The sequence below is a fragment of the Paraplanobispora siamensis genome, assembly GCF_016863175.1.
Classification (GTDB): Bacteria; Actinomycetota; Actinomycetes; order Streptosporangiales; family Streptosporangiaceae; genus Planobispora; species Planobispora siamensis.
In genome coordinates this window covers 152060-176364 of the sequence record NZ_BOOJ01000030.1, presented here as the reverse complement: position 1 = coordinate 176364, position 24305 = coordinate 152060, and the positions used below count along the sequence as shown (strand labels likewise).

20 protein-coding genes and 1 tRNA gene are annotated in these 24305 nt (G+C 71.3%); 17 read left to right on the top strand and 4 right to left on the bottom strand.

The window, feature by feature from the left end:
• Positions 1–114 precede the first annotated feature (114 nt).
• The 8 genes from Psi01_RS18300 (at position 115) to Psi01_RS18265 (ending at position 7000) form a co-directional block, all read left to right on the top strand.
• Positions 115–1251: a hypothetical protein gene (locus tag Psi01_RS18300; protein WP_204065236.1), complete on the top strand. Its 1137-nt coding sequence runs from the start codon at positions 115–117 to the stop codon at positions 1249–1251.
• 186 nt (positions 1252–1437) lie between these two features.
• Complete coding sequence (locus Psi01_RS18295; RefSeq protein WP_204065235.1) at positions 1438–2022, top strand: TetR family transcriptional regulator; 585 nt, start codon at positions 1438–1440, stop codon at positions 2020–2022.
• Positions 2023–2216: 194 nt separating this feature from the next.
• Complete coding sequence (locus Psi01_RS18290; protein WP_239127811.1) at positions 2217–2729, top strand: dihydrofolate reductase family protein; 513 nt, start codon at positions 2217–2219, stop codon at positions 2727–2729.
• 530 nt (positions 2730–3259) lie between these two features.
• Positions 3260–4351 (top strand): WD40 repeat domain-containing protein, encoded by a 1092-nt coding sequence (locus Psi01_RS18285; protein ID WP_204065233.1) that lies wholly within the window; start codon positions 3260–3262, stop codon positions 4349–4351.
• Complete coding sequence (locus Psi01_RS18280; protein ID WP_204065232.1) at positions 4348–4839, top strand: RDD family protein; 492 nt, start codon at positions 4348–4350, stop codon at positions 4837–4839. The genes Psi01_RS18285 and Psi01_RS18280 overlap by 4 nt, the downstream gene beginning before the upstream one ends.
• Positions 4840–4951: 112 nt before the next feature.
• Positions 4952–5242, top strand: coding sequence for a GlsB/YeaQ/YmgE family stress response membrane protein (locus Psi01_RS18275; protein WP_204065231.1), 291 nt, complete (start codon positions 4952–4954; stop codon positions 5240–5242).
• Positions 5243–5366: 124 nt separating this feature from the next.
• A complete protein-coding gene (locus Psi01_RS18270; protein ID WP_204065230.1) occupies positions 5367–5756 on the top strand; it encodes an antibiotic biosynthesis monooxygenase family protein in 390 nt (129 codons plus the stop codon).
• Positions 5757–5875: 119 nt separating this feature from the next.
• Positions 5876–7000 (top strand): methyl-accepting chemotaxis protein, encoded by a 1125-nt coding sequence (locus Psi01_RS18265; protein ID WP_204065229.1) that lies wholly within the window; start codon positions 5876–5878, stop codon positions 6998–7000.
• A 151-nt stretch (positions 7001–7151) separates the two neighbouring features.
• Here Psi01_RS18265 and Psi01_RS18260 read toward each other — a convergent pair whose 3' ends face one another.
• Both Psi01_RS18260 and Psi01_RS18255 read right to left on the bottom strand, forming a co-directional pair.
• On the bottom strand, positions 7152–8609 hold the full coding sequence (locus tag Psi01_RS18260) for an MDR family MFS transporter (protein ID WP_239127810.1): 1458 nt from the start codon (positions 8607–8609) through the stop codon (positions 7152–7154).
• Between the two features lie 179 nt (positions 8610–8788).
• Positions 8789–10255, bottom strand: coding sequence for a tetratricopeptide repeat protein (locus tag Psi01_RS18255; protein WP_204065228.1), 1467 nt, complete (start codon positions 10253–10255; stop codon positions 8789–8791).
• Between the two features lie 185 nt (positions 10256–10440).
• Between Psi01_RS18255 and Psi01_RS18250 the strand changes: the two genes are divergently transcribed.
• Together Psi01_RS18250 and Psi01_RS18245 are read left to right on the top strand one after the other, a co-directional pair.
• Positions 10441–10842 carry a hypothetical protein gene (locus Psi01_RS18250; protein WP_204065227.1) on the top strand — a complete coding sequence of 134 codons (402 nt, stop codon included), beginning with the start codon at positions 10441–10443 and terminating at the stop codon, positions 10840–10842.
• Between the two features lie 66 nt (positions 10843–10908).
• Positions 10909–12039: a serine hydrolase domain-containing protein gene (locus tag Psi01_RS18245; RefSeq protein WP_204065226.1), complete on the top strand. Its 1131-nt coding sequence runs from the start codon at positions 10909–10911 to the stop codon at positions 12037–12039.
• A gap of 300 nt (positions 12040–12339) precedes the next feature.
• On the opposite strand, the gene Psi01_RS18240 is transcribed toward Psi01_RS18245, so the two are convergent.
• Positions 12340–12424: transfer RNA gene (locus Psi01_RS18240), tRNA-Leu, on the bottom strand.
• Between the two features lie 165 nt (positions 12425–12589).
• On the opposite strand from Psi01_RS18240, the gene Psi01_RS18235 reads away from it, so the two are divergent.
• From Psi01_RS18235 to Psi01_RS18225, 3 genes are all read left to right on the top strand, one after another.
• A complete protein-coding gene (locus Psi01_RS18235; protein ID WP_204065225.1) occupies positions 12590–13897 on the top strand; it encodes a M20/M25/M40 family metallo-hydrolase in 1308 nt (435 codons plus the stop codon).
• A gap of 144 nt (positions 13898–14041) precedes the next feature.
• Positions 14042–14626: a hypothetical protein gene (locus Psi01_RS18230; RefSeq protein ID WP_239127809.1), complete on the top strand. Its 585-nt coding sequence runs from the start codon at positions 14042–14044 to the stop codon at positions 14624–14626.
• Positions 14627–14864: 238 nt separating this feature from the next.
• The gene (locus Psi01_RS18225) at positions 14865–16028 is read left to right on the top strand and encodes a chaplin family protein (RefSeq protein WP_204065223.1); all 1164 of its coding nucleotides are present in this window, start codon (positions 14865–14867) and stop codon (positions 16026–16028) included.
• 161 nt (positions 16029–16189) lie between these two features.
• Here Psi01_RS18225 and Psi01_RS18220 read toward each other — a convergent pair whose 3' ends face one another.
• Complete coding sequence (locus Psi01_RS18220; protein ID WP_203872705.1) at positions 16190–16375, bottom strand: DUF5703 family protein; 186 nt, start codon at positions 16373–16375, stop codon at positions 16190–16192.
• Positions 16376–16535: 160 nt separating this feature from the next.
• Here Psi01_RS18220 and topA point away from each other — a divergent pair, with 160 nt between their 5' ends.
• From topA to Psi01_RS18200, 4 genes are all read left to right on the top strand, one after another.
• On the top strand, positions 16536–19283 hold the full coding sequence (topA, locus tag Psi01_RS18215; RefSeq protein WP_204065222.1) for a type I DNA topoisomerase: 2748 nt from the start codon (positions 16536–16538) through the stop codon (positions 19281–19283).
• A gap of 188 nt (positions 19284–19471) precedes the next feature.
• The gene (locus Psi01_RS18210; protein ID WP_204065221.1) at positions 19472–20791 is read left to right on the top strand and encodes a metallophosphoesterase; all 1320 of its coding nucleotides are present in this window, start codon (positions 19472–19474) and stop codon (positions 20789–20791) included.
• A gap of 152 nt (positions 20792–20943) precedes the next feature.
• Positions 20944–23010: a dTMP kinase gene (tmk, locus tag Psi01_RS18205; RefSeq protein WP_204065220.1), complete on the top strand. Its 2067-nt coding sequence runs from the start codon at positions 20944–20946 to the stop codon at positions 23008–23010.
• A 31-nt stretch (positions 23011–23041) separates the two neighbouring features.
• Positions 23042–24217, top strand: coding sequence for a DNA polymerase III subunit delta' (locus tag Psi01_RS18200; RefSeq protein WP_204065219.1), 1176 nt, complete (start codon positions 23042–23044; stop codon positions 24215–24217).
• The last annotated feature ends 88 nt before the right edge of the window (positions 24218–24305 follow it).

Below are 24305 nucleotides of genomic sequence, written 5' to 3'. Positions count from 1 at the left end.
GCCACTACGGCTGATATGAGTGGTGCTCTAGGCCTGATCGTCCGGTGTACGGGCTCCGTGCGAGGCCTCATGACGCCGGGTTGTTCACGATAGGGAAAGTCGGGGGAGAAGTCAGTGTTCGCCTCTCAGGAGTCGCGGGCTTTCGAGCAGGAGATCCTCCGTTTCCAGCAGCGGCTTTCCCAGCTGCGGGAGTCGCGTTCCCTCGTGGACGGTTCCGAGGAGGTCATGGGCCTCATGGACGCGGCCCTGCTGGAGCTCGACGTCGCCTTCGAGGAACTGCGGGTCCGCCAGGAGGAGATCAACGAGTCCACCGAGCAGCTGCTGGCGGCGCAGAGCACCGTGGACGAGGAGAAACGGCTCCTGCACTCGGCGTTCGTGAACGCGCCGGTCCCGATCCTCCTGCTGGAGGGTGAGGGGGCGGTCATCAGGCGGGCCAGCCTCCGCGCCCTGCAGTTGCTCGACGTCTCGCACGCCTACGCGGTGGGACGGCCGTTCCCCGTCTTCGTCGATCTGAAGTTCAGGGCGGCCCTGCGTTCCGCCCTGGCCGCCGTGTGCCGTACGGACGCCGTCCGGACGGTGCGCAGCCGGGTGATCCGGCGCCGTCTCCACCCGGTCGACCTCACCCTCGCCATGACCCGGCTGGACGTCCAGGGCGCCGCCCGGACCATGACCCTGGTCGTGATCCCGCTCGCCGAGGGGATCGAAGGGACCGGTGGCTCCGCGTCCGAGCGTGAGGCGACGGTGGAGGAGTACCGGGACCAGGCCGAGCGCGGCGACCTCATCAGCGCGTTCACCCGGCAGCTGCTGTCGGAGGACATGACGCTGCGCCAGGTGGGCCAGACGCTGCTCGACCACTTCGCCGACTGGATCTTCATCGACCTGGCCGGGGAGGGGGAGCAGTGGCGGCGGGAGGTCGTCCTGCACCGCGACCGGGCCTCCGGCGAGCTGCTGCGCTCGGTGTCGGGCCCGGCCGAGCTGTCCAGGCGGGTCCGCGGGTCGGGGCAGCCCTTTCTCGGCGCCCATCTCGACGACCCCTCCATCCTCGGGCGGGACGACGACGGGATCTGCCTGGCGACGAGGCTGGGGGCGGGTTCGCTGATATGCGTCCCGCTGGCCGCCGGCAACGAGTCGTTCGGCGCCGTCACCGCCGTGCGCAGGACGGGCGTCGCAGGAGCGTTCAGCCTGGCCGAGGCCGGCCTGTTCGAGGAGCTCTGCGGACACCTGGCGTTATGGATGAAGCGGTTCGGCTGAGGCCGCGCAGGATGGGGCCGCGCAGGATGGGGCGGTGCAGGGTGGGGCGGTGCCGGGTGGGGCGGTGCCGGGTGGGGCGGGCCGCCTCCCGGCCGCCGGTGGACATCCGTTCCTTCACGAGCTCGGGTGCGCGGGGTATACGGTGGCAGCCCGCCGTACCGCCGTATGCGAACGAGGGAGGGCGCCGTGGGGAGACCCCGGACGACCAGCGACGAGGCGATCCTGGCCGCCGCCGGCCGGGCGATCGGGCGCCACGGTCTCGCCGGGGTGACGCTGGCGGTGGTGGCCGAGCAGGTGGGTCTTTCCGCCGCCGCGCTCGTGCAGCGCTTCGGCTCGAAACGCGGTCTGCTGCTGGCGGTCGCAGAGCAGGCGGCGCGCGTCGCCGGCGCCCCGTTCGGCGTCGCGCGCCGGGAGCACGACTCGCCTCTGGCCGCCCTGTACGCGGCCCTGGCCGGCCTGGCCGCGGATGTGCGGACACCCGAGGAGATGGCCAACAACCTCGCTTTCCTGCAGCTCGACCTGACCGACCCCGACTTCCGCGCCCACGCGCTCACGCACACGCGCGAGACGCGCCGCGAGATCGCCGGGCTTCTGGCCGACGCCGTGGCGGCGGGCGAACTGGCTCCCGGAGAGAACGTGGAGGAACTGGCCCGGGCGGTGCACGTCACCTACAACGGCACGCTGATCCTGTGGGCCATGGCGGCGGACGGCCCGCTCGGCGACGCCCTGCGCTCCGATCTCGACCGGCTGCTGCGGCCCTACCGCGCCTGACCCGCCGGACGACGGCTCGGGGGGCATCCTGGGGACAGTTATTAAATGAATGTTCGTTTACAAATCGAGAGTCGCCGGATAGGGTTACCGAACAGCCATTCACAAACTGTGGACCTGCGGCGGGCCCGACCCGGGACCCACCGCAGGATGAGAGCGGGGCACACGTGATCTCCCACCGGCCGTTCACTTCGTCGGTGTTCATCGGAACCAGCCTGGACGGGTTCATCGCCCGCGCCGACGGTGACATCGGCTGGCTCACCAGCAGGGGGGAGGCCGCCGGCGACACCGGTTACCAGGAGTTCATGGACGGCATCGACACCGTGGTGATGGGCCGCGCCACCTACGAGAAGGTCCTGACCTTCGGTGTCGGCAGCTGGCCGTACGACGGCAGGCACGTGGCCGTGCTCAGCACCCGCCTGGAGGCCGGCGCCGACCCGCGCATCACCGTCTACCGCGATCTGGGCGAACTCGTGCGCGGGCTGGCGGCGAGAGGGACGAAGCAGGTGTACGCGGACGGCGGCCAGGTGATCCAGAGCTTCCTGCGCGCGGGCCTGCTGGACCGGCTCACGATCACCACGGTCCCGGTCCTGCTGGGAACGGGGCTTCCCCTCTTCGGTCCCCTCGACGGCGACGTCGCCCTGACCCACCGTTCGACCAGGGACCTGGGCGCCGGTCTCGTCCAGTCCACCTACACGATCGACCGCTGAGCCCGTCCGGGACGGGCAGTCACCCTTTTCGGGTGGTCTGGGGCCGAGGTCCGCGAGTGGACGGTGTGCTCATCGGCGATCGCACCGTACCGGCCGCGGCGCGGCCCCCGGCCGGGCGGGCGACGTGACGGGGGAGAGAGCCGGCACGAGGCACACCATGACGACGGGACCGCTCCAGGAACGATCCGGCCGGTCCCGGCCCGGGAGTCGAGATGAGACCCGATGGCGATACGGCCGATCCGGCGGTCCGGGGGCCGCTGAACGATGGACAGGCGCCCCGGAGGCTGTCGAATGATCAACCGGTGCTCCTGGAGCTGCCGGGTGATGGGTCGGTGGCTCGGGGACCGTTGAGCGACGGACCGGTGATCCGGGAGCCGTCGAGTGATGGATCGGCACCCCGGGAGCCGTCGAGTGATGGACCGGCATCCCCGGGGCCGCTGAGCGATGGACCGGTGGCTCAGGGGTCGCTGAGCGATGGATCGGCACCCCGGGAGTCGTCGAGTGATCTCCCGCGGACGGCCGGGCTCGCGGTGGGTGTCGCGCACGTCGCCGCGACGGCACTGCGCGCCGCGCTCGGGAAGGCGCCCGGCGGTCCGGATCGGGCCTTCGACATCGTGGTCGGGACGGGCAGCCTCGTCGGTGAGGGACTCGGCAGGGTGGGGCGGCTGGTCATGACCGTGACGCGCCCGGTCGCCCGGATGGTCCTCCACCCGCCGGTGCTGGCGCCGCGTTACCATCCGGCGCGCTGGGTGGAGGAGGCCGCCGACCGCGGGCGCCGGGTACGGCTGCGCGGCGAACGCGACCTCGAGAGAGTGGTCGACGCCCTGGTCCCCGTCGTCGTGGAACAGGCGCTGCGCCGCCTGGACCTGACGGCCGTGGTGGCCGAGAACGTCGATCTGGACGCGCTGGTCGCCGGGGTGGACCTGGACGCGGCCGCCGCCCACATCGATCTGGGCGCTGCCGCCGCCAGGATCGACCTGGACGAGGCCGCCGCGCGGATCGACGTGGACGCGATCGCCGCGCGGATCGATTTGGACGCGATCATCGCGCGGATCGATCTCGCCGGCCTCGCCGAGCAGGTCATCGACGCCATCGACCTGCCGGAGATCATCCGGGACTCCACCGGGTCGATGACCTCCGGCGTGGTGCGCGGCGTGCGGATGCAGAGCATCGGCGCGGACGAGAAGGTGGCGAGCGTCTTCGGCCGGATCCTTCGACGCCGCCGTTCCCCCGCGTCCCCGGACGAACTCCCGCCCGTCCCTGGCTCCCCGGACGGGACTCCCGCGGCCGTGATATCCCCGGAGGGGACCCTCGCGGCCGTGGTGTCCCCGGACGGGACTCCCGCGGCCGCGGCGTCCTCGGGCGGAACTCCTGCGGCCGTGATATCCCCGGACGGGATCCCCGCAGTCGTGGTGTCCCCGGACGGGACTCCGATAGTCACTACGCCTCCGAACGGAGCTTCCACGGCCGCGGTGTCTCCGGCGGTCGCGATGCCTCCGGGTGGGACTCCTGCGGTGACGATGCCTCCGGACGGATCCTCCGGCGTCCCGGGGCCGTCCGCCGACCGGCGGGACCTTCCCTGGCCGCCGCCCGGGCCGGCGTCCGGTCAGGTGCGGGAATGACCCCGCACGGCGTCTCGCCCGTGCCACGGGAGGCGAGGCCGTACCAGGGGCGCCGGGCCGGAGTGGTGAGCCGCTTCGTCGCCGCCGCCGTCGACATGGTCGTCGTGGTCGGCGCCGTGGTGGGGGTGTACGCCGTCTGGGCGACGCTGCTGTTCCTTCTCGACCCGCTCGGATTCAGCTTTCCGCAGGCGCCGGTGCGCCTCGCCGTCGTGACGGGATTCGTCATACTCGTCCTCTACCTCGCGGGCTGCTGGGCCACGACGGGGCGCACCTTCGGCAACCACCTCATGGGGCTGCGCGCGGTGAACTTCCGCGGTGAACGGATGCGGCTGGCGGGCGCGCTGGTGCGGGCGCTCGCCTACGCCGTCTTCCCGATCGGGCTGTTCTGGGTCGCGGTGAGCCGCGAGAACCGGTCCCTGGCGGACCTGGTGCTGCGGACGTCGGTCATCTACGACTGGCTGCCGTCCCATCCTCCGTCGCAGGGGTGAGGGCTCCGCGTGGTCCGGCGCGGACGTCATCACCCGTCGTGGGGGAGCCGCCCGGCCGTACGGCGGCGGCACCATCGGATGCCCCGTGGTCGAGGAACCCTAGGAGGCCGTAATGATCGGAGCCCTGCTGCTCGGTTTCGTGGCGGGTGTCGTCGCGCGCATGCTGATGCCGGGAGACGCGTTCCGCCACATGAGCGGGCCGATGTCCTGGCTGGTGTCGCTCGTGATCGGACTCGTCGGCGCCCTGGTCGGCTATCTCCTCTTCACCGTCCTGCTGGGCATCGGCGACACGGACATCTTCGACTGGGGCGGCATCCTCGGAGCCATCATCGGCACGCTGATAGTGCTGCCCATCACGGGATGGTTCCTGCGCCGCCGGCAGAACTTCCCGCCCACCCGCTGAGGGGGGCCGGGAACGTGCTGATCGGTCGGCCGGGCGGGTCTCGGGTGACGATCCGATCTTGAGCACGGCGGTGGATGTCATTACCATTCACCTAAAACGTTCCTTACATCTTCTGGAGCGGCCCGTGTCCACCTCGTTCACCCGACCCGCTCCCCCGTACTACGCGGTCATCATCCGCAGCCGGCTGAGCGGTGAGGACCACGAGAACTACGAGGCGATGAACACCCGCATGGCCGAGCTCGGCCGCGGCTGGCCCGGCTATCTGGGGCGGGAGTCCCTCACCGGAGCCGACGGCGGCGAGCTCACCGTCCTCTACTACGCCGACGAGGAGTCCATCGCCTCCTGGAAGGCGGACCCCGAGCACCTGGAGGCGCAGCGGCTCGGCCGCGACCGCTGGTATGACTTCTACGACATCGAGATCGCCCGCGTGGAGCGCGCGTACGGCTTCCGCCGCGAGAACGGCCGGCCCGGCCATGGAGACGGCGAGGCCGGTCACGAAAACGGCCGATCGTAAAACCGCAACCCCGGGCCGTACCTGCCGATGAAGCCGGTATGCCCACCACCTCTCCCTCTTCCCGCGCATCCGGGCTCAACCGGGTGTGGAGGCTCTTCCCGAGTCTGCGTTCACTGCTGATGACCCTGGCCATCAGCCTGAGCGCGCTCGTCGTCACCATCCAGACCGTGGCGGCCGTGCGCTTCGCCCGCGACCACCTGGCTCCGGCCGAGTTCGACGAGTTCGTGAGCTCCCAGCTCACCGTCGGCGTGGTCAGCGTGCTGGTGGTGTCCGCGGTGGTGTTCTGGGTCTCGCTCAGCGTGACCCGCCCCTTGCGGGAGACGCTGGCCTTCCTGAACCGCCTCGTCAGCCGTGACCTGACCGCGCGCATCGCGGTGGACGGACGCGACGAGGTCGGGCAGATCGGCCACGGCCTCAACGCGATGGTCGACATCATGGCCGAGGCCATCGGCAGCATGAACTCCGGCGCGGCCGAGCTGGGCCGCTCGGCCGAGCGCCTCACCCAGGTGAGCGAGGAGCTCGACGCCAACGCCAACCGCGCCTCCTCCCAGGCCGGGGCCGTCTCGGCCGCGGCGGACCAGGTGAGCGGGAACGTCCAGACGGTGGCGGGCGGTGTGGAGGAGATGACCTCCAGCATCGCCGAGATCTCCAAGAGCGCCTCGGAGGCCGCGCGGGTCGCCGCCTCGGGCGTGGACACCGCGACGAGCACCAACGCCACGGTCCGGCGGCTGGGCGAGAGCTCGAACGCGATCCAGGACGTGGTCCGCTCGATCACCGCCATCGCCGAGCAGACCAACCTGCTGGCGCTCAACGCCACGATCGAGGCGGCCCGGGCGGGCGAGGCCGGCAAGGGGTTCGCGGTGGTCGCGGGCGAGGTGAAGGACCTGGCCCAGCAGGCCGCCGACGCCACGGAGAACATCAGCAACCGCATCACCGCGATCCAGGCGGAGAGCCAGGACGCGGTCAGCGCGATCGGCCAGATCAGCGAGATCATCGCCCAGGTCAGCGAACTGCAGACCACCATCGCCGCCGCGGTGGAGGAGCAGACCGCCGTCACCGGCGAGATGGGCCGCAGCGTGAACGAGGCGGCCACGAGCAGCACCGAGATCGCCCACGGCATCGCCGACGTCGCCGAGGCCGCCCACACCGCCTCCTCCAGCGCCTCGCAGACCCGCGAGATGGCCCAGACGCTGCGCGACACCTCCGGCCGGCTGCGCTCGGTCGTCGAGCGGTTCACCGTCTGAGTCGGGGGTTCACCGTCTGAGTCGGGGGTTCACCGTATGGGTCGGCGGTTCAGCGTCTGAGCCGCCGAGGGCCCGGCGCGGCCGGGCGGGTCGGCGGAAAGGTCTACCGCGGCAGCGGCCCTGAGGCCGCTGCCGCGGTAGACCGCCGGTGTCAGTGGACGGGGTGCCCGGCCTCGGAGGTGCTGTCGGCCCGGGCCGGCAGGAGCAGGGCGGCGATGATCACGACCACGGACAGCGCCGCGCCGATGACGAAGGCCATCCGCATGCCGTCGAGGGTGGCGACCGCCTCGGTGACTCCCGTGGACTTCAGGGCATCGGCCCGCGCGCTCATCACGGTGATCACGAGCGCGGTGCCGATGGCCGCGGCGACCTGCTGCAGCGTGCTCAGGATCGAGCTGCCGTGGGAGTAGAGGTGCGAGGGAACGGCGCCGAGCCCGAGGGTGAACACCGGGGTGAAGGTCGCGGCCAGGCTCACCATCAGCAGCGCGTGCAGACCCAGGAGCTGCCAGTAGGGCATGGTCATGGTGACCTGGGTGAAACCGGCGAGCGAGAGCATGATGCCGATCGCGCCGGGGATGACCAGGACCCGTCCGCCGAACCGGTCGAACAGCCGGCCGACGGTCGGGCCGAGCAGTCCCATCGCCAGGCCGCCCGGCATCACGAGGAGGCCGGTCTCAAAGGCGCTGAGCCCGCGGAGGTTCTGCAGGTACAGCGGGAGCAGGATCATCGAGCCGAGCATGGCCATGAAGGCCACCGCCATCAGGATCAGCGCGATCGTGTAGGTGCGGTGGCGCAGCGTGCGCAGGTCCATCAGCGGCACACCGCGCTTCTGCAGGCGCAGCTGGCGCAGGACGAAGACGGCGATGGTGACCAGGCCGGCCCCCACGATCGCGGCGGCGACACCGGCGTCGCCGCCCTCGAACCGGCTGAGCCCGTAGACCAGGCCGCCGAAACCGGCGGCGGCGGTGAGCACGCTGAACCAGTCGATGGTGCTGAACTCGGGCTCGCCGACGTTCTGGAGCTGCTTCAGGCCACGCCAGGTGATCAGGGCGGCGATGGGGAGCACCACGGCGAACAGCAGGCGCCAGGAGCCGAGCTGGAGGATCAGCCCCGAGACCGCCGGGCCCATCGCGGGCGCGACCGAGATGGCCAGCGTGACGTTGCCCATCACCCGGCCCCGGTCCGACTCGGGCACCACCTGCATCAGCGTGGTCATCAGCAGCGGCATCATCACGGCCGTCCCGGACGCCTGGACGATGCGGGCGCCCAGCAGCACCTCGAACGACGGAGCGGCGGCGGCCAGCGCCGTACCGAGCAGGAACAGGCCCATCGCGGTGGCGTACGCACTGCGGGTGGACACCCGCTGCAGGAACCATCCGGTGATCGGGATGACCGCGGCCATGGTCAGCATGAAGGCGGTCGAGAGCCATTGCGCGGTCTGCGCGGTGATCTGCAGCGCCCCCATCAGATCCGGGATCGCGTTGATCAGGATCGTCTCGTTGAGGATGACCACGAAGGTGGCGAGCACCAGCAGCCGGATCACGGGCGGCGTGCGACCGGCAGCGGCGGCCGCGGGCTTGGCGGGTGAATCGAGCAGTTGGCTGGACACGGTACCTCGATCGGGTTGTCGGACATGACACGATCACGGCTGGCGTCCCAGCCTTCGACCACAAGAAGTCGTGGTGATCCAAGAATGACGGGTGCCACCGACAAAACCCGTCGACCGCTCAACCCTCCAGCACGTGACGCGAAATGTCATCCGGTTTTCCCGGCAGTCGGACGCCGGGACTACCGGGCGGCCAGTCGGCCGCGGAACTCGGCGTCGGCGCTCTGGATCAGCCGGTTCAGATGCTCCAGCTCGGCCTCGGTCGGCTCCCTGCGGAGCCTGACCGCGATCGCGAACTCGTCGTCCTTGATGGTCACGTCGAGCTCCTCGAGGAGGTCGCCCGGCAGCCTGCCGATGACGAACTCGCGGAACGCCGCGGCGAGCGCGCTCCGGACGTCACCGCATCCGCAGGAACGGCCGTCCATGATGGCGCCGAGGTGGCCCCGTCCGCTGATCGCGTCGGGGTGCGCGACGTCCAGCGTCGACAGTCCCGCCTCCACCGCCGTCCGTGCCTCCTCCAGCCGCTCCCGATGCTGGAGGAAGAGCCCGAGCGCGACACGTGAGCGGCCGAGCATCTCGGGGTCGCTCCCGAGCTCGGCCTCGGCCACGGCCTCGCGCAGGGACCGCTCCGCCTCGGCGGGGCGGTCCGCGGCCGACAGCGCCAGTCCCCGGTTCCGCAGTACCTGGGCGGTGAGCTCGTGGCGGCCGATGCGTTCGGCCCGGGCCCGCGCCTGCTCGTACGTCCGCAGCGACCCGGCCGTGTCGCCCGCGTCGTCCTGCGCCATGGCCAGGCCGAGGGCCGCCATCACCGCCTCCTCCGCCATGCCCTGCCGGTCGTAGGAGGCGAGCACCCTCGTGATCGCCTCCACCCGGCCCGCCTCGTCACCGGCGTCGTGGCTGATGTTCGCGAGCTGGGAGAGCACGTTGAGCGTCGCCCGGTGATCGGGGCCCAGCCTCGCGTCCAGCACCGCGGCCAGGTCGGTGAGGACCGCCTTGCCGATCACGGGATCGCGGCCCGCCCGGCTCATCGCGGCGGACGCGATCTCCGCGACGACCTCGTCCGGCAGCGGTCCCGGATCCGGGAACGCGGCCTCGTCCCGGCCCCCGGTCACGACGATCTCCGCCCGCAGCGCCAGCGCGGTGGCGATCCACGGATGCCCGTTGCGGTAGAAGGCGGCGACCGCCTCCTCGGCGGCCCGGCGGGCCTGATCGAGGTCGCCGCGCCGGAGCAGGAGGTCGGCCAGCTGCTGCAGCCCGAAGGCGTACCCGGGATGCTCGGGACCGTAGAAGCCCTGCCGCTCCTGGAGGTTCCGGCGCAGCTCGGCCTCGGCCTCGTCGAGCCGGCCGGCGGCGGCCAGTACGGTGCCCAGGTTGAGACGGTAGGTCAGATAGTCCTGATACCTGTCCCGATCACCGACGGGCGGGTGGGCGCACGCGGCGCGGTAGCACTCCAGCGCCCGGTCGGCCTGGTCCGAGCTGAACAGCAGATTGCCGAGATCGCACTGGGCGGACGCCCATTCCGGGCTTCCACGGCCGTGGCTCCGCTCGACGGCCTGCAGTTCCCGCACCAGGACCTGCTCGGCGTCGACCAGCCGCCCCTCCCGCAGAAGGCCGAAGGCGATGTCGAGTGCTGTGGGCGATTCAGACATGGGCGAGGAGTCTAGCGATCAGATCACGACATATCAGCGTTGTGCGCGCCGTCGTGTCAGCGGCCGCGTCAGGACGGTGACGGCCCGGTATCAGAGCGGTTCGCGATGGTTGAGCCATGAACGGTTCGGCCGTCCGGCTGAACCCCCTAACAGATTCCGTAACAGCTTCGAAGGAGCACACCACCATGTCCGTCACCCTCATCGACCAGGACGTCCTCACCCTTCGCACCGCCGCGTGGGGCGCCGTCTCGCTGATGGCCGCCGCCGGCGCCGCCGGCTCGGCCCACAAGGCCGCCACCGAGGCCTCCATCGCCCTGACCTCCGCCACCGGCCTGGTCGGGCACGTGCTCACCAAGGCGCCCAAGGGCCTGGGCGGCAAGTCCACCGCCGAGCTCGCCGACCGGGTGCTGCCGGCCCTGACCGCGTCCATGAGCCTGCTCAAGCAGCAGGCCCCGGCCGAGGCCGACAACTTCCGCCGCACCGTCCTCGTCGCCGTCGAAGCGGCCGGCCGGCCCCAGAAGGGCGCGCCCAGCCCCACCATGGCCGAGATGGCCCGCAAGATCACCGAAGCCCTCGACGCCGCCTGACGACCGAACTCCGTACCAGCCTTAAAGATCCGGACCAGCCTTAAAGATCCGAAGGAGCGCACCACCATGTCCACCACCACCCTTGCCGGGCAGGACCGTCCGGAGCTGCAGAAGGTCGTCCAGGAGATCGTCGATTTGGGCTTCGTCGGGGTGTCGCTGCGCGTGCACGACGAGCGGGGCGAGTGGGTCGGCGGCGCCGGGGTCGCCGAGCTGGGCGGGACCGACGGACCGCCGGCCGACGGGCACGTCCGGATCGGCAGCAACACCAAGACCTTCATCGCGACCCTGGTGCTGCAGCTGGTGGCCGAGGACAGGATCGGGCTGGACACCCCGGTGGACGACTATCTGCCCGAGTTCGGCCTGGACCGGCGGATCACGGTGCGGATGCTGCTGCAGCACACCAGCGGGGTGTTCAACCACACCGGCGACTACTACCCGGACTTCGTGCCCGGGGTCGTCTGGTCGGGCCGGGAGTGGGTGGAGAACCGGTTCAGGACCTACAGCCCGGAGGAGCTGGTACGGCTGGCGCTGTCCAAGCCGGCCCGGTTCGAGCCGGGGACGGACTGGAGCTACTCCAACACCAACTACGTGCTGGCCAGGCTGCTGATCGAGAAGGTCACCGGCCGCACCTACGCCGAGGAGATGCAGCGGCTGATCCTGGGCCCGCTCGGGCTGTCGGGCACCGTGGCGCCCAGCACCGAGCCGGACGTGCCCGAGCCGCACGCCCACGCCTACTACCGCTACGAGGACGCCGGTCAGGAGAAGACGGTCGACGTCACCCGCCAGAACCCCTCCTGGATCTCCGGCGGCGGTGACATGATCTCGACCACCCGGGACCTGCACACGTTCATCTCCGCGCTGGTGGGCGGCAGGCTCCTGCCGGAGGCGCTGCTGGCCGAGATGTTCACGCCGCGTCCGACGGGCATCCCGAACATGGGCTACGGCCTGGGCGTGTTCGTGCAGGAGACCGAGGACGGCGGTACCGTCATCACCCACAACGGCGGCATCTCGGGCCACGGGGCGCTGATGTACAGCACGCCCGACGGCAGCAGGACCCTGACCGCCGCGATCAACTATGTGGACGACGCCGAACTCTCCATGGGGGCGGTGTTCCCGCAGGTGACGCAGCGGCTCGTCGACGAGGTGTTCGGCAGCGGACAGGCCGGCGCGGCCGGCGAGGTCGAGCCGGCCCAGTGAACCCGGCCCAGTGAACGGACCCGGCTCGGTGAACGGAGCCGACTGGATTGGCGCGCACGCCGCGCCCGCCGCGGGCGGGCGCGGCGTGCGGGTACGCCTGCATGCTCAGCGACACCCTGCGAAAGACCGACTGCTAGTGCCGCGTTCCGCAAAGCGGGCGGACAAACCGTCGGCGCGGGGCGTTCGCCCGGCACCGCCTCGTCCGGACGATCGACGAGTCGGCCTGCGGCTGACCTATCACCCCGGGAAAACAAAAGTGAGGGCCGAGATCCTTCTCAGCCCTCACGTAGTGAAAGGGTGTGTCCGAGGGGGGACTTGAACCCCCACGCCCCGCAAAGGGCACTAGCACCTCAAGCTAGCGCGTCTGCCATTCCGCCACCCGGACGTGGTGCCTGCACGAAAGACCGTCATCCCTCGTCGGCGGACCTAGGTTAGCAAACCTTTGAGCGCACGTCATATCGGTAACCGCCGAGGTCCGGCGGGGGGTGCCGGGCGGGTGTCCACGGCGGCAGGATGGGGACGCAAGCCGTACCAAACCGAAGGAGTCGACATGACCGTGCTCAATGGTGAGGACGAGGTCGTCGAGCTGTGCCGTGACCTGATCCGGATCGACTCGACCAACGCCGGTGACAACGCGGGGCCCGGCGAGCGTGCCGCCGCCGAGTACGTCGCGGAGAAGCTGGCCGAGGTCGGGCTGGAACCGCGCATATTGGAGTCGGACGACCGCCGGGCGAACGTGGTCGCGCGCATCGCGGGGGAGGACTCCTCCCGCGACGCCCTCCTGCTGCACGGGCACCTCGACGTGGTCCCGTTCAACGCCGACGACTGGACCCACCACCCGCTCAGCGGCGAGATCGCCGACGATTGCGTGTGGGGGCGCGGCGCGGTCGACATGAAGGACATGGACGCGATGATCCTCGCGGTCGTCCGGCAGCGTCTCAGCCAGGGCCGCCGCCCGCCGCGGGACGTCGTGCTGGCCTTCACCGCCGACGAGGAGGCCGGCGGGACGTACGGCGCGCAGTGGCTGTCGGAGAAGCACCCGGACCTGTTCGAGGGGTGCACCGAGGCGATCGGTGAGGTCGGCGGGTTCAGCGTCTCCATCGACGAGGCGCGCAGGCTCTATCTGATCGAGACGGCGGAGAAGGGCATCGCCTGGATGCGCCTGACCGCCCACGGCCGCGCCGGCCACGGGTCCATGCTCAACAGCGAGAACGCCGTGACGGAGCTGGCCGAGGCGGTCGGCAGGATCGGGCGTTACGAGTGGCCGGTACGGCTGACGCAGACGGTGAAGACCTTCCTGAACGAGGTCTCCGCGAACCTCAACCTGGAGTTCGACCCCGACGACGCCGAGGCCACCGTGGCCAAGCTGGGCCCGCTGGCCCGGATGATCGGCGCCACGCTCCGCAACACCGCCAATCCCACGATGCTGGCGGGCGGGTACAAGGCCAACGTCATCCCGCAGACCGCGACCGCGCACGTCGACGGCCGCTTCCTGCCCGGCCACGAAGAGGAGTTCTTCGCGACCATCGACGAGCTCCTCGGGCCCAACGTGACCAGGGAGTTCGTCTACCACGACATCGCGATCGAGACCGGTTTCGACGGGCCGCTGGTGCGGGCCATGGCCGACGCGCTCGTCGCCGAGGACCCCGGCGCGCTGGCGGTGCCGTACACCCTGTCGGGGGGCACGGACCTGAAGGCCTTCAGCCGGCTGGGGATGCGCGGATTCGGGTTCGCGCCGCTGCGCCTCCCGGCCGACTTGGACTTCTCGGGGATGTTCCATGGGGTGGACGAGCGGGTGCCGGTCGATTCGCTCCGGTTCGGGGTCCGGGTCCTTGACCGCTTCCTGGACGCCTGCTGAGACGTTCTCCGGAAAACCATTGCACTGACAGGACGTGGTGCTAACGTAACTCTCCGTTGAAGGCCGGGCCGCGCCATGCGGTCCCGGCACCGAATTCCGGGAGGTCGCGTGGCACGCACGCCGCACAGACGGTGGAGGGCCCTCGTGCCCGCCGTCACGCGGGGTGTGCCCGTGGCCGTCCTCGGCGACGACGTGACCTCCAGCCGAGACGACCGGACGGCGCGGTTCGCGACCGGCGTCCGGCGGGTGGTCAGGCGGGCCTTCGCGATCGGCGGCATGGTCGCCGCCGGATGGCTGCTCGCCGTCGTCTTCGGTCTCTTCGGCACTGCTCCGGCGGTCGCGGACACCACCGCGGCAACGGGAGCAGCCCTTTCCGACGTTCTTGCCGTCACCCCCTTCGAGCCGGCCGTCCAGGCCGGCGGTTTCCCCACGGAGAGCGGTGAACTGTCGGCGGGCAACGCCGAAGCGATGGCCGGGCGAGGTGTCGACGGGCTCACCCGCCAGTCGGCGCCGGGTTCCCCGGCACCGTCCACCGTTGACCCCAGCGCGGGCTCCAACGGCTTCGTGCCTCAGACCGGCGGTGGATCCGGCCTTTCCGGGCCGAGCGTGGGGGATGTCGCACGGTTCGTCTACGACCCGCAGCTGAGGGCGCACCGCGTCCCGCGGGCGTTGGTGCTTCCCCCCGTCGTCCGCACAGCGGCGGACGACCCTTCCATCTCACCCGACTGATCCTTCTCTCTCGGCCGGTTCCGTTCCCGCTGTCGTCGGGTGGCCGGCCGGGCGGAGCGTCCCGCGGGCTGCACGCCCATGAGGAGCCGCTCCGTGCCCGGGTGATGAGCAACTTCCCATTCTCGTGACGGTCGCCGGGTGTCCGCTGCGCGCTCTCCTGCCGAGATCCCGCATGCCCCCGCACGCCGCACACGAGATGTCAGGTTCCCCCTGAAGAACTCCAAGGAGTAACTGAACCATGCGTACACGGGTTAAGAGCACGAGTTCGGCGGCGCTGCTCGCGCTGGGCGTCCTGGTTCTCGGCGGCGGCACCGCCGTCGCCGACACCGACGGCGACCAGTCGGTCGGCGGCGGCAACCAGCTCGATCTGCCGATCAGCCTGCCGATCGACATCAGCGGCAACGGTCTGGGGGTCTTCGGCCAGGCGGACGCGAGCTCCAAGGGCGGCGCCTCCGCCGAGAGCGGCGGTGGCGGCATGGGCGGCCGGACCTCCGGGGCCAACAGCGTGCTCGGCGGCAACCAGGTCGACGCCCCGATCAGCGTCCCGGTCAACGTCTGCGGCAACGCGGTGTCGCTGTTCGGCAGCTCCGACGCGGGCTGCAAGGGCGGCGCGTCGACCAAGGGCGGCGGCGGCAAGAGCGGTGGCGGCCGGACCTCCGGCGAGTCCTCCGTCGGCGGCGGCAACCAGGTCGACGCGCCGGTCAACGCCCCCGTCGACGTCTGCGGCAACTCGGTCTCGGTCTTCGGCGAGGCGTTCTCGGGCTGCAAGGGCGGCTCCCACTCCGGCTCCGGTTACCACCACGGCCCGCACAGCGGCTGGCACGCCAAGGGGAACACCACCGACGGCCGCTACGGCGCGGCGAGCGGCAACCAGCTCAACGCCCCCATCACCGCCCCGATCGTCGCCTGCGGCAACGCCGTGGCCGCCCTCGGCGACGCCGCCGCGGGCTGCCTGGGCGGCTCGCACCCCGGCGGCTCCCACCCCGGGCACGGTTACGGCGGTGACTGGGGCGCCAAGCCCGGCAAGCACCACACCCGCGGGATGCTGCCCGCGCTGCCCGTCGTCCCGGCGCTGAACGGCGCCGCGAACGCCGGTGTCCTCCCGCAGCGGGCGAACGGGCCCGCGCTGCCCGTCGCCGGCGGCGTGCAGAACCTGCCCCCGCTGTCCGAGCTCCCCGTCGCCCCGGGCCAGGCCCTTCAGGACCACGGGGCGGGCTCCCTCCCGGCCGACGGCGTCTTGCCCCTGGACGACCTCGGCCTGATGAGCGCCGAGCAGCCCGCGTCCCTGGCCGGGATGAACTCCGGCTCGCTGCTGGCCCTGGTGCTCGGCGGGCTCGCCGCCGCCTCCGCCGCGACGTTCGCGATGACCCGCCGTCTCCGTCTCCGCCTCGGCAGGAGCTGACCCCACCGCCTCGGCGGGAGCCGACCACACCATCTAGGCGGGAGCGATCCCGCCCCGGCGGAAGCCGACCTCTCCGCCGCGGAGGGGATGCGCAGACGCTCTGCCCGTTCCGGGGGCGCGGCCCGGGACGGGCAGAGCCATATCCGGGGCCGTGCCCGGGATCACATCGTCCTGGTCGCGCGGATGACCTTGCGGCGCAACCGGACGTCCCGGCGGCCGTCGGGATACAGTCGCAGACGGTCGAGTTCCCATCCGCCGTATTCTGCGTGTTCGGTCAAGATCTGCCGGGCGACGTCACGGGAGGTGCCGCGTGGCAGACGAAGAACCAAGTAGGAGTAGTCGAGCACAGCGATTAGTCTCCGAGGGGTGGGGCTGGGGGACGTCGGCACTCATTGGGCCTTATTCTGCGTCCTTGCGGCTTTCCTTGGGAGTGTCCCGGATCCAGATCGGGTAACCCTGAGGGAAAGTTAACGGGGAACCAATGCGAACAGCGAGGTAGGAAGCAGCGTGCCAGCCAAGAACGGCAACGCCGGCGGAACCCGCCTGGTGATCGTCGAATCGCCCTCCAAGGCGAAGACCATCGCTGGGTACCTCGGCCGCGGCTACGTCGTGGAGTCCAGCATCGGGCATATTCGCGACCTCCCCCAGAAGGCCGACGACATCCCGGACAAGGACAGGAGCAAGCCCTGGGCCCGCCTGGGAGTGAACGTCGACAGCGACTTCGAGCCGCTCTACGTCGTCAACGCCGACAAGAAGGCTCAGGTCAGCAAGCTCAAGCAGCTGCTGAAGGATGCCGACGAACTTTACCTCGCGACCGACGAGGACCGTGAAGGCGAGGCGATCGCCTGGCACCTGCGCGAGGTGCTCAAGCCCAAGGTCCCCGTCCACCGCATGGTGTTCCACGAGATCACGCCCCGGGCGATCCAGGACGCCGTGGCCAACCCGCGCGATCTGAACCTGCGGCTGGTCGACGCCCAGGAGACCCGGCGCATCCTCGACCGCCTCTACGGCTACGAGGTCAGCCCGGTCCTGTGGAAGAAGGTCAAGCCCCGCCTGTCGGCCGGGCGCGTGCAGTCGGTGGCGACCCGGCTGGTCGTGGAGCGCGAGCGCGAGCGCCTGGCGTTCACCAGCGCGAACTACTGGGACCTGCAGGCGCTGTTCGACACCGGCCGCGACGAGGTCCCGCACGAGTTCACCGCCATGCTGACCGGCGTGGACGGCAGGCGCGTGGCCCAGGGCCGCGACTTCGCCAGCACCGGCACGCTGAAGAACGCCGACGTGCTCCACCTGGACGAGCAGGCCGCCAGGGCCCTGGCCGGTCGGCTGGCGGGCACGGCCTACGCGGTCACCTCCGTCGAGCGCAAGCCGTACACCCGCAAGCCCTACGCGCCGTTCCGGACGACCACGCTGCAGCAGGAGGCCAGCCGCAAGCTCGGCTTCTCCGCCAAGTCGACCATGCAGGTCGCCCAGCGGCTCTACGAGAACGGGTTCATCACCTACATGCGAACCGACAGCATCACGCTGTCGGAGACCGCCGTGGCCGCCGCCCGCAACCAGGCGATCAAGCTGTACGGCGCGGCGTACGTGACGGACAAGCCGCGCGTCTACGCCAGCAAGGTGAAGAACGCCCAGGAGGCGCACGAGGCGATCCGCCCCTCGGGCGAGGAGTTCCGCACGCCCGGCGAGACCGGCCTGACCGGTGACATGTTCCGGCTGTACGAGCTGATCTGGCAGCGGACCGTGGCCTCCCAGATGAAGGACGCGGTCGGGGAGTCGGTCACCGTCAAGGTGGGCGGCACCTCCAGCGCGGGCGAGCGGGTCGAGTTCAGCGCCTCCGGCCGGACCATCACCTTCCACGGCTTCCTCAAGGCCTACGTCGAGGGCGCGGACGACCCCTCGACCGACCGCGACGACTCCGAGAAGCGCCTGCCGGCCCTGACCGAGGGCGACCGGCTCACCGCGGCCGACCTCACCGCGCTGTCGCACACGACCAAGCCGCCGGCCCGCTACACCGAGGCCTCACTCATCAAGGAGCTGGAAGACCGGGAGATCGGGCGCCCGTCGACCTACGCGTCGATCATCGGGACGATCCTCGACCGGGGGTACGTCTTCAAGAAGGGCACCGCCCTGGTGCCGTCGTTCCTGGCGTTCGCGGTGGTCAACCTGCTGGAGCAGCACTTCGGCCACCTCGTCGACTACGACTTCACCGCCGACATGGAGAAGGTCCTCGACGACATCGCCAACGACCGGGCCGAGCGGGTGCCGGAGCTGCGCCGCTTCTACTTCGGCGACAACGGCGACGAGGGCCTGAAGGAACTGGTCACCGACCTCGGCGACATCGACGCCAAGGAGATCAGCTCCTTCCCGATCCGGGGCACCGACATCATGATCCGGGTGGGCCGCTACGGTCCCTACCTCGACCGTGACGGCGCCCGGGTGAACATCCCCGAGGACCTCGCGCCCGACGAGCTGACCGCCGAGATGGCCGAGGAGCTGTTCGCCCGCCCGAGCGGGGAGCGGGAGCTGGGCCGCGACCCGGTCAGCGGGAACGTGATCGTGGCCAAGGACGGCCGCTACGGGCCGTACGTCACCGAGATCCTGCCCGAGGAGCCCGCGCCGGCCGAGGGTGCGAAGAAGCGGACGAAGAAGGCCGACGCCCCCAAGCCGCGCATCAGCTCGCTGTTCAAGAGGATGTCCCTGGACACCGTCACGCTCGATGACGCCCTGAAGCTCCTCTCGCTGCCCCGGACGGTCGGGGAGATCGACGGCGAGGAGGTGAAGGCGCACAACGGCAAGTTCGGGCCCTACATCAAGAAGGGGACGGACTCGCGGTCGCTGGCCTCGGAGGACGACCTGCTCACGGTCACGATCGAACAGGCCAGGGAGCTGTTCGCCCAGCCCAAGACCCGCGGCCGCCGGGCCGCCGCGGCGCCTCCCCTGCGCGAGCTGGGGCAGGACCCGGTCTCCGGCAAGCCGATCGTGGTCAAGGAGGGCCGCTTCGGGCCGTACGTGACCGACGGCGAGACCAACGCCTCCCTGCGCAAGGGCGACGAGGTCGAGCAGATCACCACCGAGCGCGCGGCCGAGCTGCTGGCCGACCGCCGCGAGCGGGGACCGGCGGTCAAGAAGCCGCGCGCCACCACGACCAAGACGGCCGCGGCCAAGACCACCAAGACCACCACGACCAAGACGGCCGCCAAGACCGGCGCGGCCAAGACCACCAAGACGGCCAGGACCACGAGCACCAAGGCCTGATCGCACGGGCGCCGGGTCCTGGACCGCGCGGGCGCCGGGGTTGACCGTACGGGCGCCGGGGCTCGGCCGCACAGGCCGCGGCGCCCGAGCTGAGAGCCCTCTCAGGGCTGGTGGGAACGCATCCGCCGTTCCCGGCGTTCTGTCCAACACGCCGGGAACGGCGGGCAGGCGTTCAGGGCGGGGCAGGGATGGCAGTCGTGGGTTTCGTGGCACTGGTCTTCAGCGTGGCGGTGCTGATCCACTATTACCTCTGGCGCCGCCTGGTCAGGGCCACCACCGTCCCCGGCCGGACCCGCCGGGTGCTGACCTGGGTCCTGATCGGCCTGGGCGCGTTCGTCCCGGTGACCCTCATCGGCTCCCGCACCGAGTGGGGGCACTTCCTGGCCTGGCCGGGCTTCTTCTGGATCGCCCTGATGTTCTACCTGCTGGTGTTCCTGGTGGTCCTGGAGATCCCCCGGGCACTGGCCCTGCTGGCCCTCCGCCGCTCCGAGCGCCGACGCGCCGCCGGGGCCGTCTCCACCGCCGACCGGCCCGGCACCGTCCCCGTCGCCACGGCCGCCCTCACCGCGACCGGCCCGGCTCCCGCCTCCACCGCGCCCGCGGCCTCCGAGGGCGGGGAGGACGAGCAGGCGGACCCGCCCTCCCCCACGGAGCCGGAGGTCGCGCCGGAGGCGATCGGGCGCAGGCTGTTCATCGCCCGTACGGCCGCGGCCGTCGCCGGGGCCGGGGCCCTCGTCACGGTCGGGGCCGGCGTCCGGACCGCCCTGGGCGACCCGGTGATCGAGTCGGTCAAGGTCACGCTGCCCCGGCTGGACCCGCGCCTGTCCGGCCTGCGGTTCGCGGTGGTCAGCGACATCCATCTGGGCCCGCTCACCGGGATCAGGCACTCCGAGCGCATCGTCCGGATGATCAACGCGCTCCAGGCCGACGTGGTCGCCGTCGTCGGCGACCTGGTCGACGGCACGGTGGCCGAACTCGGCTCCCTCGCCCGCCCGCTGGGGGACCTGGAGTCCCGCTACGGCGCCTACTTCGTCACCGGCAACCACGAGTACTACACCGCCAACGGCCCCGAGGAGTGGATCGAGGAGCTGCGCGAGCTCGGCATCCGCCCGCTGCGCAACGAGCGCGTCGAGATCGCCCACGCGGGAGCCGTACTCGACCTCGCCGGGGTCAACGACGTCACCGGCGCCACCGTGGACGACGGCCCCGACTTCGAGCGGGCGCTCGGCGGGCGCGACCGGTCCCGGTCCACGGTCCTGCTCGCCCACCAGCCGGTCCAGGCGCGCGAGGCGGCCGGGTACGGCGTGGACCTCCAGCTGTCCGGGCACACCCACGGCGGCCAGATGGTCCCCTTCAACCTCGTCGTCCCGATCCAGCAGCCGGTGGTCTCCGGGCTCGGCGAGGTGGACGGCACCCAGGTCTACGTCACCCGCGGCGCGGGCTTCTGGGGCCCGCCGGTCAGGGTCGGCGCGTCCCCGGAGATCACCCTCCTCGAACTGCGCGCCTGAGCCCTGCCCGGACCGCCCGCCTGGGCTCTTCTCCGCGTGGCCTGCCGACGGGGAGCAGGCGGGACGTACTACCCTCATGCGACGGGCAGCCGGACATATCAGTCTGGCTCGTGTCTTCCCCAGCCCGGCGAACACCTGGATACGCTGACATCATGACCTCCCACGGCCGGAGCACCGCGCGCCGCAAGCCCCCCCACGTGCTGGCCAACGCCCCGTTCCGCAAGTTGTGGACGGCCATGTCGGTGTGCAGCCTGGGTGACTGGCTCAACCTCCTGGCGCTGACCGCGCTGGCGGGCAACCTCACCGCGGCCGAGGGTTACAAGACGCAGAGCCTGGCCATCGGCGGCGTCTTCGTCGTGAAGATGTTGCCGGCCATCGTGCTGGGCCCCCTCGCCGGCGCGTTCGCCGACAGGTTCGACCGGCGGCTGACGATGTTCACCGCCGACCTGCTGCGCTTCGCGCTGGTGCTGTCGATCCCCCTGACCGGCGCCAACTACTCGTGGCTGATCATCGCCACGTTCATGGTGGAGTGCGTCAACCTGTTCTGGGTCCCGGCCAAGGACGCCACGGTGCCGAACCTGGTGCCCAAGGAGCGCCTGGAGGAGGCCAACCAGCTCAACCTGCTGGTCACCTACGGCACCGCCCCGGTGGCGGCGCTGCTGTTCTCCGTGCTGTCGGTCGCCGACGACGCGCTGGGCACGGTCGTGCCGTACTTCGAGGACCGCGACACCTACCTCGCGCTGATCATCAACGCCCTGGCCTACCTGATCTCGGCGTTCCTCATCTTCACGCTCCGCGACATCCCGGGCAACCACGTCGACGGGACCGCCCCCACGCCGTCGGTGCTGCGGCAGATCTTCGAGGGGTGGCGGTTCATCGGCGCCGACCGGCTCATCAGGGGCCTGGTCATCGGCATGCTGGGCGCGTTCGCCGCGGGCGGCGCGGTGGTCGGCGTGGCCAAGATCTACGTGCAGGCGCTGGGCGGCGGCGACGCGGCCTACGGCGTGGTGTTCGGGGCGGTCTTCGTCGGCATGGCCTCGGGCATGTTCTTCGGGCCCAGGCTGCTGCGCGAGCTGTCGCGGCGGCGGCTGTTCGGGCTGTCGATCGTCATGGCCGGGTTCGTGCTCGCCGCGATCGCGCTCATCCACAACCTGGTCATCGTCGCCCTGCTGACCGTGGCGCTGGGCGCGTGCGCGGGCATCGCCTGGATCATCGGCTACACCATGATCGGGCTGGAGGTGGAGGACGGCCTGCGGGGCCGTACGTTCTCCTTCCTGCAGTCGCTCGCCCGGGTCACCCTGCTGCTGGTGGTCGCCGTCGTGCCGACGCTGGCCGGTCTCTTCGGCGAGCGGGAGATCAGGATCGAGCAGGAGCCGGTCTACCGGTTCGACGGCTCCAACCTGGTGCTGCTGGTCGGCGCGCTGCTCGCCGTCGCCGTCGGCCTCCTCGCGCTGCGGCAGATGGACGACCGCAAGGGAGTGCCCATCGTCACCGACCTGATCGCGGCGTTCCGGGGCGAGCGGCCGGCGCCGGAGGGGGCCGAGCCGCCGCGCGGGATGTTCATCGCGTTCGAGGGCGGCGAGGGGTCGGGGAAGACCACCCAGTCGCGGCTGCTGGCCATCTGGCTGCGTGACCAGGGCTTCGACGTGGTCCAGACCCGCGAGCCCGGCTCGACCAAGGTCGGCATGCGGCTGCGGGCGATCCTGCTGGACGCCGTGCACCAGGGCCTGTCGGCCCGGTCGGAGGCGCTGCTGTACGCCGCCGACCGCGCCGAGCACGTGGAGAAGGTCATCCTCCCCGCGCTGTACCGGGGGGCGATGGTGATCTCCGACCGCTACGTCGACTCCTCCCTGGCCTACCAGGGGGCCGGAAGGGCGCTGAAGCCGGAGGAGGTGGCCCGGATCAACGCCTGGGCCACCGGCGGGCTGGTGCCCGACCTGACGGTGCTCATCGACACCCCGCCGTCGGTCGGCCTGACCCGCCTGGGCGGGGCCGCCGACCGGATCGAGTCCGAGCCCCTGGAGTTCCACGAGCGGGTGCGCCGCGAGTTCCGGGCGCTGGCCGCGGCCGACCCCGGCCGCTATCTCGTCGTCGACGGCACCCTGACGCAGGAGGAGATCTCCGGGGCCATCCACGACCGGGTGCGTGAGATCCTGCCCGACCCGGTGCCCCGGGAGTCCGAGGACATCACCGGGACCATGCCGGCCATCCGCGACTGACCTGGGCGGCCCCGGCGGTAGGTTGGACGGCGTGGGAGTCTTCGATGACCTTGTGGGTCAGGAGCGCGCGGCGCGGACGCTCCGCCGCGCCGCCGACGGGGCCGCGGAGCTGCTGGCCGGGGGCGCCGGGACGGGGATGACCCACGCGTGGCTGTTCACCGGGCCGCCCGGATCCGGGCGTGAGGAGGCGGCGCGGGCGTTCGCCGCCGCGCTGTTCTGCCCCGACCGGGGGTGCGGCCACTGCGACATGTGCCACCAGGTGATGATCGGCTCCCACCCCGACCTGGAGACCGTCCGCCCGCAGGGCCTGTCCTACGGCGTCAAGGACACCCGGCAGCTCATCCTGCGCGCCGCCGGGGCGCCGACGCTGGGCCGCTGGCGGGTGGTCCTGTTCGAGGACGCCGACCGGGCCACCGAGGGCGCCTCCAACGCGCTGCTCAAGGCCATCGAGGAGCCGCCGCCGCGGACGGTCTGGCTGCTGTGCGCGCCCTCCCCGGACGACATGATGATCACCATCAGGTCCCGCTGCCGGGTGGTCACGCTCGTCACCCCGCCCACCGCCGCGGTCGCCCACGTGCTGGCCACCCGCGAGAACGTGCCGCCGGACATGGCGGCCTTCGCCGCCAGGGCGGCGCAGGGGCACCTCGACCGGGCCCGCAGGCTGGCCCTGGACGCCGAGGCACGCGGGCGGCGCGAGGCGGTGCTGTCCATCCCGGCCTCGCTCACCGGGGTGGGCGAGTGCGTGGCGGCCGCCGAGCGGCTGGTGAAGACCGCCGAGGACGAGGCCGCCGCGGTCACCTCGGAGCTGAACGAGTCGGAGATCACGGAGCTGCGCAAGGTCTACGGCGAGGGCTCAACCGGCAAGGGGCTCAACCGCGGCCTCATCCGCGGCGGGGCCGGGGCCCTGAAGGAGCTGGAGGACCGGCAGAAGTCCCGGGCCACCCGTACCAAGCGCGACGTCATCGACGCGGCCCTGCTCGATCTCGTGGCGTTCTACCGCGACGTGCTGTCGGTGCAGTTCGGCGCGGAGGTGGAGCTGGCCAACGAGGACCGCCGCGCCGATCTGGAGACCGTGGCCCGCTCCTCCACACCGGAGGACACGCTGCGCAGGATCGACGCCATCATGCTCTGCCGCAGGCGGCTGGCCGCCAACGTCAATCCGCAGATGGCCGTCGAGGCCATGACGCTTTCCCTGCGCAAGCCCTGACCTTCTTTCTTCACGCTTTCATCTCCGGCCCCGGGAGAACCGGGAGAACACGGCCGTTCCGACCTCCGCATGGCCGTACCAGCCGTAC

Excerpts from the sequence above, each read along its gene's own strand:
- Psi01_RS18280 (WP_204065232.1), top strand. The coding sequence starts at position 4,348 with ATGACCCCGCACGGCGTCTCGCCCGTGCCACGGGAGGCGAGGCCGTAC.
- Psi01_RS18275 (WP_204065231.1), top strand. The coding sequence starts at position 4,952 with ATGATCGGAGCCCTGCTGCTCGGTTTCGTGGCGGGTGTCGTCGCGCGC.
- Psi01_RS18265 (WP_204065229.1), top strand. The coding sequence starts at position 5,876 with ATGACCCTGGCCATCAGCCTGAGCGCGCTCGTCGTCACCATCCAGACC.
- Psi01_RS18255 (WP_204065228.1), bottom strand. The coding sequence starts at position 10,255 with ATGTCTGAATCGCCCACAGCACTCGACATCGCCTTCGGCCTTCTGCGG.
- Psi01_RS18250 (WP_204065227.1), top strand. The coding sequence starts at position 10,441 with ATGTCCGTCACCCTCATCGACCAGGACGTCCTCACCCTTCGCACCGCC.
- Psi01_RS18245 (WP_204065226.1), top strand. The coding sequence starts at position 10,909 with ATGTCCACCACCACCCTTGCCGGGCAGGACCGTCCGGAGCTGCAGAAG.
- Psi01_RS18235 (WP_204065225.1), top strand. The coding sequence starts at position 12,590 with ATGACCGTGCTCAATGGTGAGGACGAGGTCGTCGAGCTGTGCCGTGAC.
- Psi01_RS18225 (WP_204065223.1), top strand. The coding sequence starts at position 14,865 with ATGCGTACACGGGTTAAGAGCACGAGTTCGGCGGCGCTGCTCGCGCTG.
- Psi01_RS18210 (WP_204065221.1), top strand. The coding sequence starts at position 19,472 with ATGGCAGTCGTGGGTTTCGTGGCACTGGTCTTCAGCGTGGCGGTGCTG.
- tmk (WP_204065220.1), top strand. The coding sequence starts at position 20,944 with ATGACCTCCCACGGCCGGAGCACCGCGCGCCGCAAGCCCCCCCACGTG.